Source organism: Gemmobacter nectariphilus DSM 15620, from assembly GCF_000429765.1.
Lineage (GTDB): Bacteria > Pseudomonadota > Alphaproteobacteria > Rhodobacterales > Rhodobacteraceae > Wagnerdoeblera > Wagnerdoeblera nectariphila.
This window is the reverse complement of sequence record NZ_KE386949.1, coordinates 302,080-323,636: the sequence shown is the minus strand read 5'-3', so window position 1 is coordinate 323,636 and position 21,557 is coordinate 302,080. Positions and strand designations below refer to the sequence as shown.

The following is a 21,557-nucleotide window of genomic DNA, read 5'->3' as shown; positions in this document are numbered from 1 at the left end:
GGCGGCCCTTGCGATCCCTGAAAGGGGTATCAATAGCGGTAATGCTCGGGCTTGAACGGGCCTTCGGGCGTCACGCCGATATAGGCCGCCTGATCGGGCTTGAGCACCGTCAGCTTGACCCCGATCCGTTCCAGATGCAGGCGGGCCACCTTTTCGTCCAGATGCTTGGGCAGGATGTAGACGCCGGGCTTGTAGTGATCGCCCTTGGTCCACAGCTCGATCTGTGCCAGCACCTGGTTGGTGAAGCTGGCCGACATCACAAAGGACGGGTGCCCGGTCGCATTGCCAAGGTTCAGCAGACGCCCTTCGGACAGCAGGATGATCCGGTTGCCCGAGGGCATGGTGATCATGTCCACTTGGTCCTTGATGTTGGTCCACTTGTGGTTCTTCAGCGCGGCGACCTGGATTTCATTGTCGAAGTGCCCGATGTTGCCGACGATCGCCATGTCCTTCATCGCGCGCATATGCTCGATGCGGATGACGTCCTTGTTGCCGGTGGTGGTGATGAAGATGTCGGCGGTGTCGATGACATCTTCCAGCAGCACGACCTCGAACCCGTCCATCGCGGCTTGCAGCGCGCAGATCGGGTCAACCTCGGTCACCTTGACGCGGGCGCCTGCACCGGCCAGCGAGGCCGCCGAGCCCTTGCCCACATCGCCATAGCCGCAGACCACGGCGACCTTGCCGGCCATCATCACATCGGTTGCGCGGCGGATGCCGTCGACCAGCGATTCCTTGCAGCCATACTTGTTGTCGAACTTCGACTTGGTGACGCTGTCGTTGACGTTGATCGCCGGGAAGGGCAGCAGGCCCTTCTTGTGCAGATCATAAAGGCGCTTGACGCCCGTGGTGGTTTCCTCGGACACGCCCTGGATCTCGGCGCGCTGTTTGGTGAACCAGCCGGGGCTGGCCTTCAGGCGCTTCTTGATCTGGTTGAAGAGGCACACCTCTTCCTCGCTGGTCGGGGTTTCGATCAGGTCGGTCTCGCCTGCCTCGACGCGCGCGCCCATCAGGATATAGAGCGTCGCATCGCCGCCATCGTCGAGGATCATGTTGCAGGTGCCACCGATCCCCCCGAACTGGAAGATGCGGTCGGTGTAATCCCAGTATTCTTCCAGGCTTTCGCCCTTGACCGCAAAGACCGGGGTGCCGGTCGCGGCAATCGCCGCTGCCGCGTGGTCCTGGGTCGAGAAGATGTTGCACGACGCCCAGCGGACATCGGCGCCCAGGGCCTTGAGCGTTTCGATCAGAACGGCGGTCTGGATCGTCATGTGCAGGCTGCCGGCGATCCGCGCGCCTTTCAGCGGCTTGGTCTCGCCGAATTCGGCGCGGCAGGCCATCAGGCCCGGCATCTCGGTTTCGGCGATGTCGAGTTCCTTGCGGCCGAACTCTGCCAGCCCGATATCCTTGACGATGTAGTCCTGCGCCATGACTTGTCCTTTTTACGCGTTTGGCCGTTGCCAATTCCTGCTGCGCCATAGCATCTGGGGCGGTTTGCGGCAATGGCGGTGGGCCGGGTTCGCCCGGCTCAGGCCTCGCGCAGGATTTCCAGAAAGGCGGCGCCGAAGCGTTCGGCCTTTTGTGGCCCCATGCCCTGCACCCGCTCCAGCTCGGCCAGCGATCCGGGGCGGCGTTCGGCGATCATCCGCAGCGTGGCATGGGTGCAGGTCAGGTATTTGCCCGCCCCGTCCTCGCCGCGCACCAGTTCCAGCTGGGCTTCTTGCAGGCGGTCGAACACCTCGGCCTCGGCCCGCCCGGCAAGGCGCATCCGCTGGGGGTGCAGCGGTTCGGCCGCGCCGGCGATCACCGACAGGAAGTCGGCGCCAAAGCTTTCCAGCTTCTTGGCGCCAACCCCGGTGATGCGGGCCATTTCGTCCATGGTGCTCGGGCGGCGCTCGGCCATTTCGACAAGGGTGCGGTCGGGAAAGACGATATAGGCCGGAACGCCCGCCGCCTCGGCCAGGGCGCGGCGCTTGGCTTTCAGCGCGGACAGCAGCGGCGCGTCCTCCTCGGCCACCAGCGCCTTGACGGCGGGGCGGTCGGTTGCCTTCAGCGCATCGCGGCGCAGGTGGATCGGCACTTCGCCCTTGAGCACCGGAACGGCTGCCTCGGTCATGCGCAAGGCGCCGTGGCGTTCGGGATCGGGGCGGACCAGATCGCGCCCCATCATCTGGCGGAAGACCGCATCCCAGGCCGATTTCGCCATGTCGCGCCCGACGGCAAAGGTCGGCAGCCGGTCATGCCCGCGCGCCTTGACCTTTTCGGTCTCGTTGCCGCGCAGGATGTCGATCAGATGCCCCGCGCCAAAGGATTCGCCGGTGCGCAAGATGGCCGACAGCGCCTTGCGCACCGCCTCGGTCGCATCGAAAATCTCGACCGGCCGGTCGCACAGATCGCAGTTGCCGCAAGGCTCGGCCGTCTCGCCGAAATAACCCAGCAAGACCTGCCGCCGGCACCCCGTTGCCTCGGCCAGACCCAGCAGGGCGTTCAGTCGGGCATGATCGGCCTGTTTGCGTTCAGGCGGGGCAAGCCCTTCGTCGATCTGGCTGCGGCGCAGGCGGATATCGTCGGCGCCATAGAGCGTCAGGGTTTCCGCCGGTGCCCCGTCGCGGCCCGCGCGGCCGATTTCCTGATAGTAACCCTCGATCGATTTGGGCAGGTCAGAATGCGCGACCCAGCGGATGTCGGGCTTGTCGATCCCCATGCCGAAGGCGACGGTGGCCACGACAATCAGCCCGTCTTCCTGCTGGAACCGCCGCTCGGCCTCGCGCCGCTGATCGGGGTCCATGCCGCCGTGGTAGGCGATGGCGGGGTGCCCCTCATCGCGCAGCGCCTGGGCCAGGGTTTCCGTCCGCGCCCGCGTGCCGCAATAGACAATCCCCGACCGGCCCCGCCGCGCCGTGACAAAGGACAGGATCTGCTTGCGGGGCTGGTCCTTGGCGGCAAAGGCCAGGTGGATGTTCGGCCGGTCAAAGCCGCGCAGAAAGGTTTCCGGCGTCTCGCCCCCGAACAGGCGGGTGACGATCTCGCCCCGCGTTTCGGCATCGGCGGTGGCGGTAAAGGCCGCCAGCGGCACGCCCAGCGACTGGCGCAATTCGCCGATGCGCAGATAATCGGGGCGGAAATCATGGCCCCACTGGCTGACGCAATGCGCCTCGTCCACCGCGATCAGGGTGCAGCCGACGCGGCGCAGCATGGCCTGTGTGCCGACGCTGGCCAGCCGTTCGGGCGCCAGATACAGCAGTTTCAGCCGCCCGTCGTCGAGCGCCTGAAAGACCTCGGCCGTCTCTTCCTCGGTATTGCCCGATGTCAGCGCGCCTGCCTCGACCCCCACCGCGCGCAGCGCGCGGACCTGATCGCGCATCAGCGCGATCAGCGGCGAGATCACCACCGTCAGCCCGTCGCGGCACAGGGCCGGCAACTGAAAGCACAGCGACTTGCCCCCGCCCGTCGGCATGATCGCCAGCGTGTTGCGCCCGGCCAGCACGGCCTGGACGATTTCCGCCTGGCCGGGGCGAAAGTCGGGGAACCCGAAGACGCGGGACAGAACTTCCTGCGGATCGGGCATTGGCTCAGAAGCTGTAGAGGTTGTTCGTGATCACGATCCGCAGGGCATAGATCGCCAGCAGCGCGATCAGCGGCGCCAGATCCAGCCCGCCAAGGCTGGGCAGCACCGAGCGGATGCGGTCATAGACCGGGGCCAGCAACCGCTCCAGCCCGTTCCAGATCTGATAGACCAGCGGCTGGCGCAGGTTCAGCACCTGAAAGTTGATCAGCCAGCTCATGATGATATGCGCAAGGATGACGAATTGCGCCACTTGCAGGATCATAAGCAGGATTTGCAGCAGCGAGGTCATCGGGCACTCCGGTCCATGGGCGACCCGGACTTGCTAGCCGCACCCTTTCCCGAGGGCAAGACCAGAGGCCGGGTTCGCGGCCCAGCCTGGGCTGAAAACGGTCAACAATTGTTTGAACGCAGGCCAAAGGCGGGGCTCAGCTTTTGCCCTGCCGCGCAAGATAGGCGGCCCAAAGGTCGGGGCGGCGCTCCTGGGTGATCCGTTCGGCCTCGGCCCGGCGCCATTTGGCCACCTCGGCATGATTGCCCGAGGTCAGGACGGCCGGGATCTCGCGCCCGTCCCAGACGGCAGGGCGGGTGTATTGCGGATGTTCGAGCAGACCATCGGAAAAGCTTTCCTCCTCGGTCGAGGCGGCGTTGCCCAGAACGCCGGGCAACAGCCGGACCGTGGCGTCGATCATCGCTTGCGCGGCGATCTCTCCGCCGGTCATCACGAAATCGCCCAGGCTGACCTCTTGAATCGCGAAACGGTCCAGAACGCGCTGATCTACGCCTTCGAATCGGCCGCAGATCATCGTGATGCCATCGGCGGCGGCCCAGTCGCGGGCCATCGCCTGATCGAACCGCCGCCCGCGCGGCGAGAGGTAGACGATGGGCCAGCGGGCGCGCTCGCGCGGGGTGCCCTCGCTGGCCTCGGCCAGGGCGCGGGTCACCACATCGGCGCGCAGCACCATGCCGGCGCCGCCCCCGGCGGGGGTATCATCGACATTGCGGTGCTTGCCTTCGCCGAACTGGCGCAGGCCGATGGTCTCCAGCGCCCAAAGCCCCTGATCCAGCGCCTTGCCGGTCAGCGACAGGCCCAGCGTGCCCGGAAATGCCTCGGGGAACAGGGTGATGACGCGGGCCCGCCACGCCCCGCGCACCACGCGCGGCTCTTCCATCAGGTCGCGCGGCTGCAACGAGACCTTTACCGAAAACCGGCCATGCGACCGTGCCTTGCTCTCGGGTCCGCTCATGCCCTTACCCTTCCGGCGATCCTGGTCCGGTTTTCGCCTTGATGCAAATATCCCACGGGCACGGCGCATACAGCCGAAGCGCGGCCGATACCAGCCGGCTATTCGGCCGCCAGCGAAACGCCCGGCCCCAGCCGCCGCCCAAGCGCCGACAGATCGTTGACAACCTGCGCCAGCCGCCGGCGCACCGTGTCGAATTGCGCCGAGGGCAGGATCCGCGCCTCGTCCATGTAGACGGCCCGGTCGATTTCCACCTGCACGACATGCTGCCCGATCGACGGGCGGCCATAGGCGTGGCTGACATAGGCCCCGGCAAAGGGCGTGTTGCGGGCCACGCGAAAGCCGGCGCGGACAAAGGCGGCCTCTACCTCGACCATCACATCTGCCCCGCAGGCCGAGCCATGGCGATCGCCCAGAACCACCTCGGGGCAAGGACGGTTGGCCGAGCCATGCGCGGCAATCGCCTCGTGGGGCATCGAATGGCAATCGATCAGCAGCGCCGCCCCGTGGACGTGCCGCGCCTCGCGCAGCAGTGTCTGCAGCGTCTCGTGATAGGGGTGCCAGACGGTGTTCAGCCGTGCATCGGCCTCGGTGCGGGAAATGCGGCCGGGATGAATCACCCGCCCCCCCGAAACGACGCGCGGAATCACCCCCAGCCCCGAGGCCACGCGGGGATTGAGCGCGCCGCGCCCCACCCCTTCGATCAGCGCCGGGTCCAGCTCGTCCACCGCGCGGTTCAGATCGACCCAGGCGCGCGGCAGGCGCGCCGACAGCAGCGGTGCGCCATGATCGGGCGCAGTGCCGAACAGGATATCGACAAAGGCGTCTTCGGATGATCGCAGCACCCGGCGGCTGAGCGGGCTTTGGGCCACGAATTCAGCCGGATAGTCACGCCCGCTATGGGGCGATGCAAAGACGGTCGCCGTATCGCGCCGACGCGGAAGGAAAAGATCAAAGGCGGTGCGGCTCATGGGTCTCCTCTGGGTGGTCATGCTATAGCCCAAACCGCGCCCCTGTCGATGGTTTCGAGGCTTTCGCGCAAAACCGTTACAGACCCCCTTGAAGCCCCCTGCGACTCTGTCTATACGCCTCGTCAGACGCGGTTTTGCCCTGTTGACCTTGTGTTCGACAGACGATAGGGCAGACAGCGACGGGCGCGTAGCTCAGCGGTAGAGCACTACGTTGACATCGTAGGGGTCACAAGTTCGATCCTTGTCGTGCCCACCATTCACCGCTTGGGGAATACCCCAGGCAAACGGCAACCCCAAGGCGCGCGACGCGCCGCGAAGAAGGAGAGCACCATGAAGGTCGCAAACTCGCTCCGCTCGCTCAAGCAGCGTCACCGCGATTGCCAGATCGTGCGCCGCAAGGGCCGGATCTACGTGATCAACAAGACGCAAAAGCGCTACAAGGCCCGTCAGGGCTAAGCTGCTTTGCAGAGCTTGCAGATTGGGCCGCATCTTCGGATGCGGCCCTTTGCATTTGCGGCGTCAGTTCAGCCGCAGATCGGCATGAATGCCGGCCCCCCTGTCCGACGTGAAGCGCAGCCGCGAGCCGCGCAATTCGACCATCTGGCAATTGTCCCCCAGATCGCGCTCGCCATGATAAAGGCTTCGGCAAAAATACCCGTCCTTCCAGACCCAGGCGCCCGAAACCGGGCTGCCAAAGGCGCGCCCGGTGATGCGGCCATCGGGCGTGACCTCCAGCGCGATGCCAAGGCGTGTCAGGGCCTTGCCTTGCACGATCGCCAGGAAATCGCTCTGCGACTGGATTCGCACCGTCTCGGCCAGGGCGGCAGTGCCTGACAGCCACAGGCAAGAGGCAAGGATTGCAGGTCTATACATGGGCGGCGCGCTCCGACATGACACATGTCGCGTCTACGTTGCCCAGGGCCTTGCGGATCAGTCGGGGGCGTCGGCACGCCCCCGGCCGCGGGTCAGGCCCCGCGCCGGTCGTCGATTCGGGGCAGGAACCAGGCCAGCAGCCCGGCCAGCGGCAGGAAGGCGCAGATCCGGTAGACGGTCTCGACCCCATAGGTGTCGGCCAGCCCGCCCAGAATCGCCGCGGCGATGCCGCCAAGGCCAAAGTTCAGCCCATAGAACAGCCCGCCGATCAGCCCGATCCGGTTCGGCGCCAGTTCCATCGCGTAGATCAGGATCGAGGCAAAGGCGCTGGCCATGATCAGGTTGATCATCACCGTCAGGATGCCGGTCCAGAACAGATCGACATGCGGCAGCAGCAGCGTCAGCGGCAGCGGCCCCAGCACGGAAATCCAGATCACCCGATAGCGCCCGATCCGGTCGCCGACGATCCCGCCGATCAGCGCCCCCACGGCCGAGGCCAGCAGGAAGAAGAACAGCATCATCTGCGCCGAAGGGATCGACAGCCCGAAACGGTCCATCAGGTAAAAGGTATAGAAGGACCGAAAGCTCTCGCCATAGGCGTTCTTGGAAAACATCAGCAGCGTCAGCACCACCATGCCCACCATCACGGTGGCCGGGGTATAGCTGGCATGGGCACCGCCTGCGCCCTTGCCCTTGGCGCGTCCGGCGGCAAAGGCGGCGCTGATCTCGCGCTGCTTGCTGCCGATCCAGCCCAGCAGCGCCATGGCCATCAGGGCAGTGACGGCAAACCAGGCCAGGGTGGGCTGGCCCCAGGGCACGATGATCAGCGCGGCGAACACCGGCCCCAGCGCGCCGCCAGCCTGTCCGCCGACCTGAAAGATGCCCTGCGCCAGCCCCTGACGCGATCCTGCGGAATAGCGCGCCATCCGCGTCGCCTCGGGGTGAAAGATCGACGAGCCGATGCCGATCAGCGCCACCGAGACCAGAATCACCGCATAGCTGTGGGCAAAGGCCAGGCTGACCAGACCCGACAGCGTGAACATCATGCCCACCACCGGCGAATAGGGCGCAGGGCGCTTGTCGGTGACAAAACCGATCACCGGCTGAAGCAGCGATCCGGCGATCTGGAACGTCATGGTGATCATGCCGATCTGCCAGAAATCCAGCGCATAGCTTTCCTTGAGCAGCGGATAGGCCGCCGGGATCAGCGATTGCATCAGGTCGTTCAGAAAATGCGTCATCCCCAGCACGATCAGCACACCCAGATAGGTGCGTGGACGGGTGGGGCTGGGCGCGGCATCAAGGGTGGCTGTCGTCATCGGAACCGTTCACTTCCATACGGGCAGTCAAGACGGCCGAGCCCGAGACTCATGGCCGCACCCTTCGCAGAAAGACCCTTCCGCAAGGAAAGGCAAGGGGGGCAGGGCAAACGCCTGCTCTTCACCTTGCCTCAAATACCCCGGGGGAGTCGCGGAACGCGACCGGGGGCAGGGCCCCCGTCCACGCGGGGGGCCGTGCAAGGCGGCCGGTGCTATCCCCAGCTCACATCGCCCAGAAAGATATAGCCCGCGCCATAGATCGTCTTGATCAGGCGCGGGTTCTTCGGATCCTCGCCCAGTTTGGTGCGCAGGCGCGAGATGCGCACATCCATCGCGCGATCAAAGCTCTCCCCAGCCGCGCCGCCCAGGGTCTCTTGCATCTGCGCCCGGCTGATGAGCCGCTTGGGGCTGTCCAGGAACATGCGCAGCACCTCGCCTTCGGCATGGCTGAAGGGCACTTCGGTGCCATCCTCGGCCACCAGGACATAGCGGTCGAACTCGGCCGTCCAGCCGTTGAAGCGGGCAAGTTGCGGGGCGCGCGGTGCCGCCTCGGCCCGGCCCTTGCGCAGCCGCGCACGGACGCGGGCGACCACCTCGGCCGGCTCGAAGGGCTTGATGATGTAATCGTCCGCCCCCAGCTCCAGCCCCGTCACCCGGTCCTGCACCTGTGCGCGGCCCGAGATGATGATGATCGCCGCCCCCGATTCCAGCGCCAGCCGGTGAACCACCGCCAGCCCGTCGCGGTCGGGCAACCCCAGATCGACCAGACAGACATCGGGCGCGCCCCGGTTCGGGGCGGCCTCGAATTCGGTGGCGCGGGCAAAGGTGGTCACCCGATACCCTGCCTCGGTCAGGGCATCGGCCAGCATCCGGCGGATTTCGGCTTCGTCGTCCAGAATCGCGATATGGGCTTGCGTCATGCGGCGCTCTCGGTCAGGGGCAGGCGGGACAGGAAGGCAGCCAGCGCGGGCGCGTCAAACGGCTTGGCCAGCACGGGAAACTGCCGCTCGGCGCGGGCACGGCGCGGATCGCTGGCCGGCAGCGAGGTCATCAACGCCAGCGGCACGGTGCTGCCACGCCCGGCCAGCCGCTCGGCCAGCGCAACGCCGGTCGTCGCGCCTTTCAGATTGATGTCCGACAGGATCAGCAGCAGGCCGGGCAGGGTGGCCAGCGCCTCGGCCTCTTCGGCGCTGGTCGCCTCGATCACGGCATGGCCCATGATGCGCAGCATCTCGCGCACAGATTCGCGGATGTCGTCACTGTCCTCGACCAGCAGCACAAGGCCGGGCGCGACCTGCGCGCTGACCCGCCGCAGCGGCAGGCGCAGCGTGACGATGGCACCCCGCGGCACCCGGTTGCCCAGCCGCACCGATCCGCCCGCCAGGTTCACATGGTCATAGACCATCGCCAGCCCCAGCCCCGACCCTTCGCCGCCCTTGGTGGTGAAGAACGGATCCAGCCCGCGCTCCAGCGCCTCGGGGGAAAAGCCGGGGCCATCGTCCGATACGGTGAATTCGGCCCAGGTATCGCGCAGCGACCGGGCGGTCACGGTGATGCGCCCGCCGCCTGCCCCCATCGCATCGCGCGCATTCAGGATCAGGTTGACCAGCGCATCCTGCAACGCCCCCGGATCCAGCAGCACCGGCCCGCCGAAATCGTCGACCCGGATGTCCAGCGCCACCCGGTCGGGCAGCGCCGCACGGGCCAGGGTGCGCAACTCGGCCCCAAAGGCCGCCAGGTCCACCGCCACCGGCTTCAGCGCCCGCTTGCCCGAGATCGAGCCGATCCGGTCCAGCAGCACACCCCCCCGCCGCGCCGCAGCCAGCGTCGCCTGTACCAGATCGGCGGCCTCGGCCGGCAGGTCCATCCGCTCCAGCCGCGATTGCAGGCCCAGGATGATCGTCAGCAGATTGGCGAAATCATGCGCCAGCCCGCTCGTCAGCTGCGCGGCCAGCTCGCGCTTGCGGGTCTGGGTCAGCGCGGCGCGGGCCTGCGCCTCTTCGGTCACGTCCATCGACAGGATATAGACCCCGTTGATCGGCCCGTCCCCGATCCGGTCGGGGGTAAAGGCCCCGCGGATCCGCCGCCCGCTGTCGTCGTCGGAAAACTCCAGCACCGTCGCCTCGCCGGCCAGCGCCTGACGCAGGTTGCGTTCGATCTTGGCAAAGGTCGCCGGCCCCAGCGCCTCGCGCCCCGTCAGGCCCAGAATGTTCGACGGCCGGCCCGGCAGCACCGAGCTCAGCCGCCGGTTGGAATAGGTATAGCGCAGATCGCGGCCGACATGGGCGATGTGGGCCGGCATCATCTCGGTGGTCAGCCGGGTGCGCGCCTCCATCTCGGTCAGCTCGCGCTTGGCATCTTCAAGGGCGGCGTTGCTTGCGCCCAGCTGCCGGTTGGCCTGCGCCAGCCGTTCGGCATGGGCCAGCACCTCGCCCGACAGCTCTTCGGACCGGGCCCGCAACAGGCCTTCTTGCAGCTTCACCTCGGTGATGTCGGTATAGACCGTCACCCAGCCGCCCTGTGACAGGGGCGCCCCCTCGACCGAAATCCACCGCCCGTTTGCGCGCTGGCGCTCCATGTAATGCGGCACAAAGGCACGCGCGGCCTCGACCCGCACGCGGATCGCCTCTTCGGGATCATCCACGGGGCCATATTCCCCGCGCATCACCTGAAAGCGGATGACATCCTCGAAATCCGCCCCGGGCGTGACCAGGGCATCGGGAAAGTCGAACATGCTCTGGAACCGCTGGTTGCTGACCGCAAGCTTCAGGTCGCTGTCAAAGATCGACAGCGCCTGCTGGATCATGTTCAGCCCGGCACGGGTCAGCCCGGTGCGGGCATCGTCGGTCAGCGGCATCCGGTCCTCCTGTCGCCGCCCCTTCATCTGTCCTCAAATATCCCGGGGGTCCGGGGGCTGGCCCCCGGCGCCGGATGCGGGCGGTGCGGGGTCCGGTCTAGCACCCGCCCCGGCCAGCCGGAAAGCCTTTCAATCGTAGTGTTACAATTCGTAAGGATTGCGAAAAAGTCAGGCAACCTTTCGCCCCGATCCCTCACTCAACGCAAGGAGGCGGGAATCGTCGCAAGGAGGACGCGGCATTCCCGGCCAAGGGAGGGACAGTCCGTGCAAATGCAAACGCCGTCAGGCGATCTTTGCTCCATTCCCGCGCTGCTCGCGCGCAATGCCCGTGTGCATGGCGGCAAACCGGCCTACCGGGAAAAGGAATTCGGCATCTGGCAGACCTGGACATGGGCGCAGACGGCCGAAGAGATCCGCAACATCGCGCTTGGTCTGATGATCCTTGGCATCAACCGCGGTGACTATGTGGCGATCATCGGCCGCAACCGCCCGGCGCTTTACTGGTCGATGGTCGCGGCGCAGATGTGCGGCGCGATCCCGGTTCCGCTCTATCAGGACGCGGTGGCCGAAGAGATGGCCTATGTGCTGGACCACTGCGGCGCGCGCTTCGTCATCGCCGGCGATCAGGAACAGGTGGACAAGGTGCTGGAAATCCAGGACCGGCTGCCGAACATCGAGCACATCCTCTATCACGACAAGCGGGGGATGCGGAAATACGACCACAGCCACCTGAACTGGCTGCACGATGTCGCCGAAGAGGGCAAGGCCGGTCACTACCGCGTCGAGGCCGAGCTTGACGCCCGCACCGCCGAGCTGACCTGGGACCATACCTGCGTGATGCTCTATACATCGGGCACCACGGGCAAGCCCAAGGGCGTGGTTCTGTCGAACCGCAACGTGATCGAGACGGCGAGAAATTCCGCCGAATTCGACCGGCTGGGGCCGGGCGAGGATATTCTGGCCTATCTGCCGATGGCCTGGGTTGGCGACTTCATCTTCTCGGTCGGGCAATCGTTCTGGACCGGCTTTTGCGTCAACTGCCCCGAATCCGCCGCCACCATGATGACCGACCTGCGCGAGATCGGGCCGACCTATTTCTTTGCCCCGCCGCGGGTGTTCGAAGGCCAGCTGACCAGCGTGATGATCCGCATGGAAGACGCCGGCCGCTTCAAGAAATGGCTGTTCGATCACTACATGGACGTGGCCCGCCGGGTGGGCCCGGCCATCCTTGATGGCAAGCCGGTGTCGGGCATGGACCGCCTGCGTTATGCGCTGGGCAACCTGTTCGTCTATGGCCCGCTCAAGAACACCCTTGGCTTCAGCCGTGTCCGCGTCGGCTATACCGCCGGCGAGGCGATCGGGCCCGAGATTTTCGACTTCTACCGCTCGCTCGGGATCAACCTCAAGCAGCTCTATGGCCAGACCGAGGCGACGGTGTTCATCACCCAGCAGCCCGATGGCGAGGTGCGCTCGGACACCGTGGGCGTGCCTTCGCCCGGCGTCGAGGTGAAGATCGCCGAGAATGGCGAGGTGCTGTATCGCAGCCCCGGAACCTTCGTCGAATACTACAAGAACCCCGACAGCACCGCCTCGACCAAGGACGCCGAGGGCTGGGTCGCCACGGGCGATGCCGGCTTCTTCGAGGAAGGCTCGGGTCATCTGCGCATCATCGACCGCGCCAAGGATGTCGGCAAGATGTCGGACGGCAGCCTGTTCGCGCCGAAATACGTTGAGAACAAGCTGAAGTTCTATCCGAACATCCTCGAGGCCGTGGTGTTCGGCAACGGGCGCGATCGCTGCACCGCCTTCATCAACATCGACCTGACGGCGGTGGGCAACTGGGCGGAACGCAACAACATCGCCTATTCCAGCTATCAGGAACTGGCCGGGCATCCCAAGGTGCTGGACATGATCCAGAAGCACGTCGAGGAGGTGAATGCCTCGGTCGCGCAGGACCGGATGCTGTCGGGCTGCCAGATCCACCGCTTCCTGGTGCTGCACAAGGAACTGGACGCCGACGACGGCGAGATGACGCGCACCCGCAAGGTCCGCCGCAACATCATCGCCGAGAAATACGCCGATCTGATCGCCGGCCTTTATGACGGCTCGAAACAGGTCAGCACCCGCACCGAAGTCACCTACGAGGACGGCCGCAAGGGCTATATCAACGCCACGTTGGAAATGCGTGATGCCAAGGTCGTGCCCGTCGCCCAATCCCGCAAGGAGGCCGCATGACCGCCGCCGCCCAACCGCTGCCCGCCGAGGGCTGGACCACCGCCGACGGCCGCAAGATCGGCCCGGTGCTGATGGAAATGAAGAACATCACGCTGCGCTTTGGCGGGGTGAAGGCGATCACCGACATCTCCTTCGACATCCGCGAAGGCGAGATCCGCGCGATCATCGGCCCGAACGGCGCCGGCAAATCCTCGATGCTGAACGTGATCTCGGGTTTTTATGTCCCGCAAGAGGGCGAGGTCTGGTTCCGCGGCGCCAAGCGTCCGCCAACCAAACCCTACGAGGTGGCCCGCCAGGGCATCGCCCGCACCTTCCAGAACATCGCGCTGTTCGAAGGCATGTCGGTGCTGAACAACATCATGACCGGCCGCCTGACGCTGATGAAATCCAACATGGCGCAACAGGCGCTGTGGTGGGGCGCCGCGCAGCGCGAAGAGGACGAGCACCGCGAGAAGGTCGAGAAGATCATCGACTTTCTGGAAATCCAGCACATCCGCAAGACCCCGGTGGGCCGTCTGCCCTATGGCCTGAAAAAGCGGGTGGAACTGGCCCGCGCGCTGGCGGCGGAACCCAAGCTCTTGCTGCTGGACGAGCCGATGGCCGGCATGAACGTCGAGGAAAAAGAGGACATGTGCCGCTTTATCCTGGATGTGAACGACGAATTCGGCACCACGATTGCCCTTATCGAACATGATATGGGCGTCGTGATGGATCTGTCCGACCGGGTGGTCGTGATGGATTACGGCAAGAAGATCGGCGATGGCCCGCCCGACGAGATCCGCAGCAATCAGGCAGTGATCGACGCCTATCTGGGGGTGAGCCATGACTGACCGCCCGACCCTGACCCCTTGCACCATGGGAGGCGCCGATGCCTGACCAGCTTCTTTATGCCATCGAAGTCACGCTGAACGGCCTGATGGCCGGGGTGCTTTATGCGCTGGTCGCGCTTGGTTTCGTGCTGATCTTCAAGGCCAGCGGCATCTTCAACTATGCCCAGGGCGTGCTGGCGCTGTTTGCCGCGCTGACGCTGGTGGGCATTCAGGACGGGCAGATCCCCTTTTCCCACCTGATCAACGCAACCTTCGGCACGCAGCTGCACAACTTTGGCTGGCACGTTCCAGCGGTGCTGGCGATCTTGCTGACGGCTGTGGTCATGGTCGGTCTGGCGGTTCTGGTCGAACGCTTCGTGCTCAAGCATCTGGTGAACCAGGAGCCGATCATCCTGTTCATGGCAACCATCGGTCTGGCCTATTTCCTGGAAGGGCTGGGCGATGTGATGTGGGGCGCCGACATCAAGAAGCTGGATGTGGGCATTCCGCAAGGCATGTCGGCAGCGATCGACGACTTCACCTTCAACGCCTTTGGCTATGGCTTCTTCATCGACCAGCTGGATATCGTGGCGACCGTGGTCGCGGTGATCCTGGTGGTCAGCCTGACGCTGTTCTCGCAATATTCCAAGCAGGGCCGCGCGCTGCGCGCCGTGGCCGACGACCATCAGGCGGCGCTGTCGGTCGGCATCTCGCTGCGGTTCATCTGGGTGCTGACCTGGTCGATCGCCGGCTTCGTCGCGCTGGTCGCCGGGATCATGTGGGGGTCCAAGTCGGGGGTGCAGTTCAGCCTGTCGCTGATCGCGCTCAAGGCGCTCCCGGTGCTGATGCTGGGTGGCTTCACCTCGATCCCTGGCGCCATCGTGGGCGGGCTGATCATCGGTGTGGGCGAGAAACTGTTCGAATTCTTCGCCGGCCCGCTGATCGGCGGCGCTACGGAAAACTGGTTCGCCTATGTGCTTGCGCTGGTCTTCCTGGTGTTCCGCCCGCAGGGGCTGTTCGGCGAAAAGATCATCGAGCGGGTGTGAGCATGATGATCGCATCGCATGTCCAATCCGGCGCAAGCGGGGGGTTTTCCACCCCCCGCACCCCCCGGAGGATATTTGTCCAAGGCGAAAAACAGGGCCGCGGTCACATGCTGAATTCGGAATGCTTGTTGACAGACGCGACCTGCGGCGTTTCTACTCTGCGACATACTGGCGCATCCGGCGCCGGGCTCTGGGAGGAGTCGCGGAATGAAGAAGTTTTGGGCGATCGCTTGCACGCTCGGGTTTTCGGCGTTCTGGGTGTTCGGCGGGCTGTCGGTGCTGGCGTTCATGGACGGGCATCCGCTGTTCGCCGCTGTGCTGGTCCTGGCGCTGCTGGGGCTGATGGTCGGCATCTGGTCGCGGCTGCGGCTGGTGGCGCTGACGCAAGACATGCCGCGCGGGGAACGCGTGCGGCAGGAGGAGACCGCGCACGCCTGACGGCGCCGGCGGCAGACTGCAATCAATCCATTCGGGCGCGTGTCTCCATGACGGGGACAGCGCCCTTTTTCGTGGCGCAAGGGAGGGTCTGAGCCATGCTTTACCGTGAGGCAGGGGATTTCAAGACCACCTACCGTGACGACAACCAGACCTTTCCGATCCGCTTCGACCGGATGGGATATTACACGCTGCTGGCGGTGGCCTTTGGCGTGGTGCCGTTCCTGATCAACGATTACTGGGCGAATGCGGTCTTTGTGCCGTTCCTGATCTATGCCATCGCCGCGCTGGGGCTGAACATCCTGACCGGCTATTGCGGGCAGGTGTCGCTGGGCACGGGCGGGTTCATGGCGGTAGGCGCCTATGCCTGCTACAAGCTGATGACCGCCTTCCCCGAGATCAACATCTTCTTCCACGTCCTGCTGGCCGGCGGGATCACTGCGCTGGTGGGCGTGCTGTTCGGCCTGCCGTCGCTGCGGATCAAGGGGTTCTATCTGGCGGTGGCCACGCTGGCCGCACAGTTCTTCCTGGTGTGGCTGTTCAACAAGGTGCCGTGGTTCTACAACTATTCGGCCTCGGGGCAGATCAACGCGCCGGAACGCACCATCTTTGGCATCGCGGTGACGGGCGCCAATACGCCGGCCTGGGCCAAGTATCTGTTCTGCCTGGTCATCCTGCTCATCGTGGCCTGGATTGCGCGGAACCTGACGCGCGGGTCCATCGGGCGCCAGTGGATGGCGATCCGCGACATGGACATCGCCGCCGAGATCATCGGGGTGAACCCGCTGCGCACCAAGCTGTCCGCCTTTGCCGTGTCCTCGTTCTTCATCGGTATCGCCGGGGCGCTGTTCTTTGCGGTCTATCTGGGCGCGGCCGAGGTGGGCGAGGCCTTCGGGATCAACAAGAGCTTCCTCGTGCTGTTCATGGTGATCATCGGCGGGCTTGGCAGCATCTTCGGCAGCTTTGCCGGGGCTGCGTTCCTGGTGCTGCTGCCGGTGCTGCTCAAGAACGTGCTGGTGGGCGCGCTTGGCTGGCCGACCGATCTGGCCGCGCATATCGAGCTGATGATTATCGGCGCGATGATCGTGACGTTCCTGATCGTCGAGCCGCATGGCCTGGCCCAGCTGTGGCGCCTGGCCAAGGAGAAGCTGAGACTGTGGCCCTTCCCGCACTAGGGCCGGGCCGAAACGGATGCCGGGAGAACCGGCGACATTGCAACTGGGAGGATGCAGAATGAGGAAGACCTTTACCATGCTGGCTGCCGCGGCAATCGCCGCATCGGCCGCAGGGATGGCGCAGGCCGATCTGGTGGTGCCGAACCTGAGCTACCGCACCGGGCCGTTCGCGGCGGGCGGGATCCCCTATGCCGACGGGTTCAGCGACTATTTCACGCTGCTGAACGAGCGTGACGGCGGCATTGGCGGCGAAAAGATCCAGGTGCCGGAATGCGAAACCGCCTACAACACCGAGAAAGGGGTCGAATGCTATGAATCGACCAAGGGCTCGGGCGCGCTGATCTATAACCCGCTGTCGACCGGCATCACCTATCAGCTGATCCCCAAGGTCACCGCCGACAAGATCCCCATGTACACCCCGGGCTATGGCCGCACCTCGGCCGCCAATGGCAAGGTGTTCGAATGGGTCTTCAACTTCCCGGCCAACTACTGGGACGGCGCCTCGGTGGCCATCAAGTATCTGCTGCAGGAAAACGGCAACGATCTGAAGGGCAAGAAGATCGCGCTGGTCTACCACAACTCGGCCTATGGCAAGGAGCCGATCCGGACGCTGGAAGAGCTGTCGAAGAAGCACGGGTTCGAGCTGAACCTGCTGCCCGTCGACTCGCCCGGCCAGGAGCAGAAATCGCAGTGGCTGCAGATCCGGCGCGACAAGCCTGATTATGTGATCATGTATGGCTGGGGCGTGATGAACGCCGTGGCGATCCAGGAAGCCGCGAACATCCGCTTCCCGATGGACAAGTTCATCGGCATCTGGTGGTCGGGTTCGGAAAACGACGTGACCCCGGTGGGCGCCGGTGCGAACGGCTACAAGGCGCTGACCTTCCACGGGGTCGGCATGGACTATCCGGTCTATGCGGACCTGAAGAAATACGTCTATGACGCCGGCAAGAAGGCCGGTGCGGGCGATCAGATCGGCAGCGCGGTCTATTCGCGCGGGATGTATGCCGCGATGGTCATCTCGGAGGCGATCCGCAACACCCAGGCCAAGGTTGGCAGCTCGAAGATCACCCCCGCGCAGCTGCGCGACGGCATGGAAGAGCTGGAACTGACCGAGGCACGCCTGACCGAGCTGGGCCTGCCGCACTTCGGGATGCCGTTCAAGGCGACCTGCGCCGACCACGGTGGCCCGGGCGCCGCGATGATCCAGCAGTGGGATGCTTCGGCCAAGAAGTGGAACCTGATCACCGGGTTCATCGAGCCGGACAACGAGGTTCTCGATCCGCTGGTTGCTGCGGATTCCGCAGCCTATGCGGCCGAGAACAAGATCACCGAACGCTGCAACTGACACGTTTTTCCCGGCCCGCATTTCGCGGGCCGGGGACCACCCCAAGGGAAGCCCTGCCATGCTGGACGCCGCACCCACCCGCGAGACCTTGCTGGAGGTCAACAATATCGAGGTGATCTACAACCACGTCATTCTGGTGCTGAAAGGCGTCAGCCTGTCGGTTCCCAAGGGTGCCATCACGGCCCTGCTTGGCGGCAACGGCGCAGGCAAGTCCACGACGCTGAAGGCGATTTCGGGCCTGCTGAAATCCGAGCGCGGCGACGTGACCAAGGGCTCGATCCTTTACCGCGGCCAGAACGTGGCCGAGGGCAACCCGGCCGATCTGGTCAAGCTGGGTGTCATCCAGGTGATGGAAGGGCGCCACTGCTTTGAACACCTGACGGTCGAGGAAAACCTTCTGACCGGCGCCTATACCCGCAGCGACCGGGCCGAGGTCGCGCGCGATCTGGAAATGGTCTACAACTACTTCCCGCGCCTGCGCGAGCGGCGCCGCTCGCAAGCCGGCTATACCTCGGGCGGCGAGCAGCAGATGTGCGCCATCGGCCGCGCCCTGATGAGCCGGCCGGAAACCATTCTGCTGGACGAACCTTCGATGGGCCTGGCCCCCCAGCTGGTCGAACAGATCTTCGAGATCGTCCGCGAGGTGAATGAAAAGGAAGGCGTGACCTTCCTTCTGGCGGAACAGAACACCAACGTCGCGCTGCGCTATGCCCACACCGGCTATATCCTTGAAAGCGGCCGCGTGGTGATGGAAGGCACGGCGCAAGAGCTGCGCGAGAACCCGGACGTCAAGGAATTCTACCTCGGCATGTCGGACAAGGGGCGCAAGAGCTTCCGCGACGTGCGCAGCTATCGCCGCCGCAAGCGCTGGCTGGCGTAAGGAGTAAGTCGTCATGCCATATTATGATGCGCTGGAAACCCGCAGCCAGGACGAGCGCGAGGCCGACCAGCTGATCTCGCTGCGCGCCCAGCTGGCTCGCGCCGCCAAGGGTGCGGCAGGGGCGCACCTTGCCGGTGTCGCGGTGAACTCGCTTGCCGATCTGGCCGCATTGCCGGTGATGCGCAAATCGGCGCTGGTCGCAGGCCAGCAGGCAAATCCGCCGTTTGGCGGGGTTGCGGTGTCGAACATTGCCCAGATCTTTCAATCGCCGGGGCCCATCTACGAGCCGGGCGGGATCGGTTATGACTGGTGGCGCGTGGGCCGCTTCTTGCATGCCACCGGCATCGGCAAGGGCGACATCATCCAGAACTGCTTTTCCTATCACCTCGTGCCGGCGGGCATGATGTTCGACAATGGGGCCCGTGCCGTCGGCGCGGCCGTCGTGCCGGCGGGCACCGGCCAGACCGAATTGCAGGTGCGGGCTGCGGCCGACATCGGCAGCACCGCCTATGCCGGCACGCCGGATTATCTCAAGGTCATCCTCGACAAGGCCGCCGAGATGGGCGCCGCACTCAAGATCGCCAAGGCGGTGGTCGGGGGCGGGGCGCTGTTCCCCTCGCTGCGTCAGGAATATGCGGATCGCGGCATCACGTGCCGCCAGTGCTATGCCACGGCCGATCTGGGCAATGTTGCCTATGAATCCGACGCGATGGAAGGGATGATCCTGGACGAAGGCGTCATCGTGGAAATCGTGCGCCCCGGCACGGGCGATCCCGTCCCGGTGGGCGAGGTGGGCGAGATCCTGGTGACCACGCTCAACCCCGACTACCCGCTGATCCGCTTTGCCACGGGCGATCTGTCGGCGCTGATGCCGGGCCAGTCGCCGTGCGGGCGCACCAACCTGCGCATCAAGGGCTGGATGGGCCGGGCTGACCAGACCACCAAGATCAAGGGCATGTTCGTGCGGCCCGAACAGGTCGCCGATCTGGTCGCCCGCCACGCCGAGGTGACGCGCGTGCGCGTCATTGCCGACCGCGATGGCGAGATGGACGTGATGACCGTGCAGGTGGAAACCCGCGCCTCGAACCCCGCCCTCTATGAGGGCTCGGTCATGGATGTGCTGAAGATGAAGGGCCGGATCGAACTGGTCCCGCCCGGCAGCCTGCCCAATGATGGCAAGGTGATCGAGGATCGCCGCAGCTATGGCTGAGGGATTGCAGGGGGCATTCGCCAGTCAGGCCGACCGCTCGGCGGCCTGACGGTCCGGCTCTCTCGCGATCTTCCCGTCCAAGGGGGCCGTCGGCCCCCTTGGGCAATATCTGGGGGCAGATGAAACAGGGTCGCGCCCGTCCCCTCAGGGATAGATCGCGACCGGCGTTCCGACCTTGACCATGGCATAGACATCCTCGATCTCGCGATCGGTCACCGCGATGCAGCCGTCGGTCCAGTCGCGGCCCCGGCCGCGCAGGGTGTGCTTGCCGGCCTGACCATGGATGAAGATATCCCCGCCTGGCGATTTGCCCTGCGCCTGCGCAAAGGCGCGATCGGCCGGGTTCGGGTAGGACAGCCCGACAGACAGGTGAAAGTTCGAGTTGGGGTTGCGACGGTCGACATAGTAGACCCCTTCGGGGGTCTTGCCATCGCCTTCGAACTGCTTGTGCCCGACCGGGGCGTGACCCAGGCCGACGTCATAGTCTTTCAGCACCTTCTTGTCGTTCAGCAGATACATCTTGCGGGCGCTCTTGTGCACCTCGATCCGCGTCACTTCCGGCCCGTTATAGCGGCGGAATTTCGACGGTGCACAGGCAGAAAGCCCCGCTGCGATCATTCCGAAAAGTGTTCCGCGTCTTGTCCAAAGCATGGTCTGCCCCTTGGGGCCGCTCTTGCGGCGGCTGCCCCTTCATCTGTCCAAAAATATCCTGCGGGGTCCGGGGGTGCAAACCCCCGGTTCCCCGGCTCAGCCTTCCCTACCGCAGGGGGCAGGGCGGTGCCACATCACATCGGCGTGTGCTCGCGCGCCGCCAGCCGCTTTTCGATCTCTGCCAGCCGATTGAGCACTTCCTCGCGATAGGCATCGGTGCGGCTGTTTTCTTCCTCGGAATGCGCATCCTGCATCGAATTGACGATGAGGCCCACCAGCAGGTTCACCACGGCAAAGGTGGTCATCATGATGAAGGGCACAAAGAACACCCAGGCATAGGGGTGCATGTCCATCACCGGCCGCACGATGCCCATCGACCAGCTTTCCAGCGTCATCACCTGGAACAGCGTATAGGCCGACCGGCCCAGGTTGCCGAACCAGTCGGGAAAGTCGGCGCCGAACAGTTTGGTCGCCATCACCGCGCCGATATAGAAGATCAGCGCCATCAGCAGAAAGACCGAGGCCATGCCGGGCAAGGCGGTGACGAACCCCTCGACCACCCGGCGCAGGCGCGGCGCAACCGAGACCAGCCGCAGCGCCCGCAAGATCCGCAGCGCCCGCAGCACCGACAGCCCGCCTGCCGACGGGATCAGCGAAATCCCGACGATGGCAAAGTCGAACAGGTTCCAGCCATTGCGAAAGAACCGCCAGCCGCGGGCGTAAAGCTTGGCAAGCAGTTCCACCACGAAGATCCCGAGGCACAGCCGGTCCAGCGCGACGATCAGCCCTCCCGCCCGGTCCATCAGCGTGACCGAGGTTTCCATACCCAGCAAGATCGCGTTGAACACGATCACGGCCATGATGCCGTTGCGGACAAAGGGTGTGTCAAGCCAGGCGTCAAGGCGTTGGCGCGGCGTCATTTTCGGGCTCCTGTTCGCG

The 21,557-nt window shown here is 65.1% G+C and carries 20 protein-coding genes and 1 tRNA gene; 10 read left to right on the top strand and 11 right to left on the bottom strand.

Going from position 1 to position 21,557, the window contains the following annotated elements; translation table 11 throughout:
- Positions 1-29 precede the first annotated feature (29 nt).
- From ahcY to G481_RS0120250, 5 genes are all read right to left on the bottom strand, one after another.
- Positions 30-1,430: an adenosylhomocysteinase gene (ahcY, locus tag G481_RS0120270; RefSeq protein ID WP_028031618.1), complete on the bottom strand. Its 1,401-nt coding sequence runs from the start codon at positions 1,428-1,430 to the stop codon at positions 30-32.
- A gap of 98 nt (positions 1,431-1,528) precedes the next feature.
- Positions 1,529-3,568, bottom strand: a complete 2,040-nt coding sequence (gene recQ / locus G481_RS0120265; protein WP_028031617.1) for a DNA helicase RecQ — start codon at positions 3,566-3,568, stop codon at positions 1,529-1,531.
- A gap of 4 nt (positions 3,569-3,572) precedes the next feature.
- Complete coding sequence (locus G481_RS0120260; protein WP_028031616.1) at positions 3,573-3,857, bottom strand: YggT family protein; 285 nt, start codon at positions 3,855-3,857, stop codon at positions 3,573-3,575.
- Between the two features lie 136 nt (positions 3,858-3,993).
- Positions 3,994-4,812: a tRNA (guanosine(37)-N1)-methyltransferase TrmD gene (gene trmD / locus G481_RS0120255; protein WP_028031615.1), complete on the bottom strand. Its 819-nt coding sequence runs from the start codon at positions 4,810-4,812 to the stop codon at positions 3,994-3,996.
- A 98-nt stretch (positions 4,813-4,910) separates the two neighbouring features.
- Positions 4,911-5,780 carry an N-formylglutamate amidohydrolase gene (locus G481_RS0120250; protein WP_028031614.1) on the bottom strand — a complete coding sequence of 290 codons (870 nt, stop codon included), beginning with the start codon at positions 5,778-5,780 and terminating at the stop codon, positions 4,911-4,913.
- A 181-nt stretch (positions 5,781-5,961) separates the two neighbouring features.
- Between G481_RS0120250 and G481_RS0120245 the strand changes: the two genes are divergently transcribed.
- Both G481_RS0120245 and ykgO read left to right on the top strand, forming a co-directional pair.
- A tRNA-Val gene (locus tag G481_RS0120245) sits at positions 5,962-6,036 on the top strand.
- 74 nt (positions 6,037-6,110) lie between these two features.
- A complete protein-coding gene (ykgO, locus tag G481_RS0120240) occupies positions 6,111-6,236 on the top strand; it encodes a type B 50S ribosomal protein L36 (RefSeq protein WP_028031613.1) in 126 nt (41 codons plus the stop codon).
- 63 nt (positions 6,237-6,299) lie between these two features.
- Here the strand turns inward: ykgO and G481_RS0120235 are convergent, their stop codons facing one another.
- From G481_RS0120235 to G481_RS0120220, 4 genes are all read right to left on the bottom strand, one after another.
- Complete coding sequence (locus tag G481_RS0120235; RefSeq protein WP_028031612.1) at positions 6,300-6,653, bottom strand: hypothetical protein; 354 nt, start codon at positions 6,651-6,653, stop codon at positions 6,300-6,302.
- A 92-nt stretch (positions 6,654-6,745) separates the two neighbouring features.
- Complete coding sequence (locus tag G481_RS0120230; RefSeq protein WP_028031611.1) at positions 6,746-7,972, bottom strand: MFS transporter; 1,227 nt, start codon at positions 7,970-7,972, stop codon at positions 6,746-6,748.
- Between the two features lie 212 nt (positions 7,973-8,184).
- Positions 8,185-8,892: a response regulator transcription factor gene (locus tag G481_RS0120225; RefSeq protein ID WP_028031610.1), complete on the bottom strand. Its 708-nt coding sequence runs from the start codon at positions 8,890-8,892 to the stop codon at positions 8,185-8,187.
- Positions 8,889-10,829, bottom strand: a complete 1,941-nt coding sequence (locus G481_RS0120220; RefSeq protein WP_028031609.1) for a hybrid sensor histidine kinase/response regulator — start codon at positions 10,827-10,829, stop codon at positions 8,889-8,891. The genes G481_RS0120225 and G481_RS0120220 overlap by 4 nt, the downstream gene beginning before the upstream one ends.
- Positions 10,830-11,099: 270 nt before the next feature.
- Between G481_RS0120220 and G481_RS0120215 the strand changes: the two genes are divergently transcribed.
- The 8 genes from G481_RS0120215 to G481_RS0120180 all read left to right on the top strand — a co-directional run bounded on the left by G481_RS0120215 (position 11,100) and on the right by G481_RS0120180 (position 19,967).
- Positions 11,100-13,064: a long-chain fatty acid--CoA ligase gene (locus tag G481_RS0120215; RefSeq protein ID WP_028031608.1), complete on the top strand. Its 1,965-nt coding sequence runs from the start codon at positions 11,100-11,102 to the stop codon at positions 13,062-13,064.
- Positions 13,061-13,894 carry an ABC transporter ATP-binding protein gene (locus G481_RS0120210; RefSeq protein ID WP_028031607.1) on the top strand — a complete coding sequence of 278 codons (834 nt, stop codon included), beginning with the start codon at positions 13,061-13,063 and terminating at the stop codon, positions 13,892-13,894. The genes G481_RS0120215 and G481_RS0120210 overlap by 4 nt, the downstream gene beginning before the upstream one ends.
- A 38-nt stretch (positions 13,895-13,932) precedes the next feature.
- Positions 13,933-14,919 carry a branched-chain amino acid ABC transporter permease gene (locus tag G481_RS0120205; protein ID WP_028031606.1) on the top strand — a complete coding sequence of 329 codons (987 nt, stop codon included), beginning with the start codon at positions 13,933-13,935 and terminating at the stop codon, positions 14,917-14,919.
- A gap of 207 nt (positions 14,920-15,126) precedes the next feature.
- Positions 15,127-15,357 (top strand): hypothetical protein, encoded by a 231-nt coding sequence (locus G481_RS0120200; protein WP_028031605.1) that lies wholly within the window; start codon positions 15,127-15,129, stop codon positions 15,355-15,357.
- 95 nt (positions 15,358-15,452) lie between these two features.
- The gene (locus tag G481_RS0120195; RefSeq protein WP_028031604.1) at positions 15,453-16,529 is read left to right on the top strand and encodes a branched-chain amino acid ABC transporter permease; all 1,077 of its coding nucleotides are present in this window, start codon (positions 15,453-15,455) and stop codon (positions 16,527-16,529) included.
- A 58-nt stretch (positions 16,530-16,587) separates the two neighbouring features.
- Positions 16,588-17,877: an ABC transporter substrate-binding protein gene (locus tag G481_RS0120190; RefSeq protein WP_028031603.1), complete on the top strand. Its 1,290-nt coding sequence runs from the start codon at positions 16,588-16,590 to the stop codon at positions 17,875-17,877.
- Positions 17,878-17,935: 58 nt separating this feature from the next.
- Complete coding sequence (locus G481_RS0120185) at positions 17,936-18,757, top strand: ABC transporter ATP-binding protein (RefSeq protein WP_028031602.1); 822 nt, start codon at positions 17,936-17,938, stop codon at positions 18,755-18,757.
- A gap of 13 nt (positions 18,758-18,770) precedes the next feature.
- Positions 18,771-19,967, top strand: a complete 1,197-nt coding sequence (locus tag G481_RS0120180) for a phenylacetate--CoA ligase family protein (RefSeq protein ID WP_028031601.1) — start codon at positions 18,771-18,773, stop codon at positions 19,965-19,967.
- Positions 19,968-20,111: 144 nt separating this feature from the next.
- Here G481_RS0120180 and G481_RS0120175 read toward each other — a convergent pair whose 3' ends face one another.
- Together G481_RS0120175 and G481_RS0120170 are read right to left on the bottom strand one after the other, a co-directional pair.
- Positions 20,112-20,618 carry a L,D-transpeptidase family protein gene (locus G481_RS0120175; RefSeq protein WP_028031600.1) on the bottom strand — a complete coding sequence of 169 codons (507 nt, stop codon included), beginning with the start codon at positions 20,616-20,618 and terminating at the stop codon, positions 20,112-20,114.
- Between the two features lie 134 nt (positions 20,619-20,752).
- Positions 20,753-21,538, bottom strand: coding sequence for an ion transporter (locus G481_RS0120170; RefSeq protein ID WP_028031599.1), 786 nt, complete (start codon positions 21,536-21,538; stop codon positions 20,753-20,755).
- Positions 21,539-21,557 lie beyond the last annotated feature (19 nt).

Bases quoted from the DNA above. Each gene is read 5' to 3' on its own strand.
- ahcY (WP_028031618.1), bottom strand. From the start codon at position 1,430: ATGGCGCAGGACTACATCGTCAAGGATATCGGGCTGGCAGAGTTCGGC.
- recQ (WP_028031617.1), bottom strand. From the start codon at position 3,568: ATGCCCGATCCGCAGGAAGTTCTGTCCCGCGTCTTCGGGTTCCCCGAC.
- G481_RS0120260 (WP_028031616.1), bottom strand. From the start codon at position 3,857: ATGACCTCGCTGCTGCAAATCCTGCTTATGATCCTGCAAGTGGCGCAA.
- trmD (WP_028031615.1), bottom strand. From the start codon at position 4,812: ATGAGCGGACCCGAGAGCAAGGCACGGTCGCATGGCCGGTTTTCGGTA.
- G481_RS0120250 (WP_028031614.1), bottom strand. From the start codon at position 5,780: ATGAGCCGCACCGCCTTTGATCTTTTCCTTCCGCGTCGGCGCGATACG.
- ykgO (WP_028031613.1), top strand. From the start codon at position 6,111: ATGAAGGTCGCAAACTCGCTCCGCTCGCTCAAGCAGCGTCACCGCGAT.
- G481_RS0120235 (WP_028031612.1), bottom strand. From the start codon at position 6,653: ATGTATAGACCTGCAATCCTTGCCTCTTGCCTGTGGCTGTCAGGCACT.
- G481_RS0120230 (WP_028031611.1), bottom strand. From the start codon at position 7,972: ATGACGACAGCCACCCTTGATGCCGCGCCCAGCCCCACCCGTCCACGC.
- G481_RS0120225 (WP_028031610.1), bottom strand. From the start codon at position 8,892: ATGACGCAAGCCCATATCGCGATTCTGGACGACGAAGCCGAAATCCGC.
- G481_RS0120220 (WP_028031609.1), bottom strand. From the start codon at position 10,829: ATGCCGCTGACCGACGATGCCCGCACCGGGCTGACCCGTGCCGGGCTG.
- G481_RS0120215 (WP_028031608.1), top strand. From the start codon at position 11,100: ATGCAAACGCCGTCAGGCGATCTTTGCTCCATTCCCGCGCTGCTCGCG.
- G481_RS0120210 (WP_028031607.1), top strand. From the start codon at position 13,061: ATGACCGCCGCCGCCCAACCGCTGCCCGCCGAGGGCTGGACCACCGCC.
- G481_RS0120205 (WP_028031606.1), top strand. From the start codon at position 13,933: ATGCCTGACCAGCTTCTTTATGCCATCGAAGTCACGCTGAACGGCCTG.
- G481_RS0120200 (WP_028031605.1), top strand. From the start codon at position 15,127: ATGAAGAAGTTTTGGGCGATCGCTTGCACGCTCGGGTTTTCGGCGTTC.
- G481_RS0120195 (WP_028031604.1), top strand. From the start codon at position 15,453: ATGCTTTACCGTGAGGCAGGGGATTTCAAGACCACCTACCGTGACGAC.
- G481_RS0120190 (WP_028031603.1), top strand. From the start codon at position 16,588: ATGAGGAAGACCTTTACCATGCTGGCTGCCGCGGCAATCGCCGCATCG.
- G481_RS0120185 (WP_028031602.1), top strand. From the start codon at position 17,936: ATGCTGGACGCCGCACCCACCCGCGAGACCTTGCTGGAGGTCAACAAT.
- G481_RS0120180 (WP_028031601.1), top strand. From the start codon at position 18,771: ATGCCATATTATGATGCGCTGGAAACCCGCAGCCAGGACGAGCGCGAG.
- G481_RS0120175 (WP_028031600.1), bottom strand. From the start codon at position 20,618: ATGCTTTGGACAAGACGCGGAACACTTTTCGGAATGATCGCAGCGGGG.
- G481_RS0120170 (WP_028031599.1), bottom strand. From the start codon at position 21,538: ATGACGCCGCGCCAACGCCTTGACGCCTGGCTTGACACACCCTTTGTC.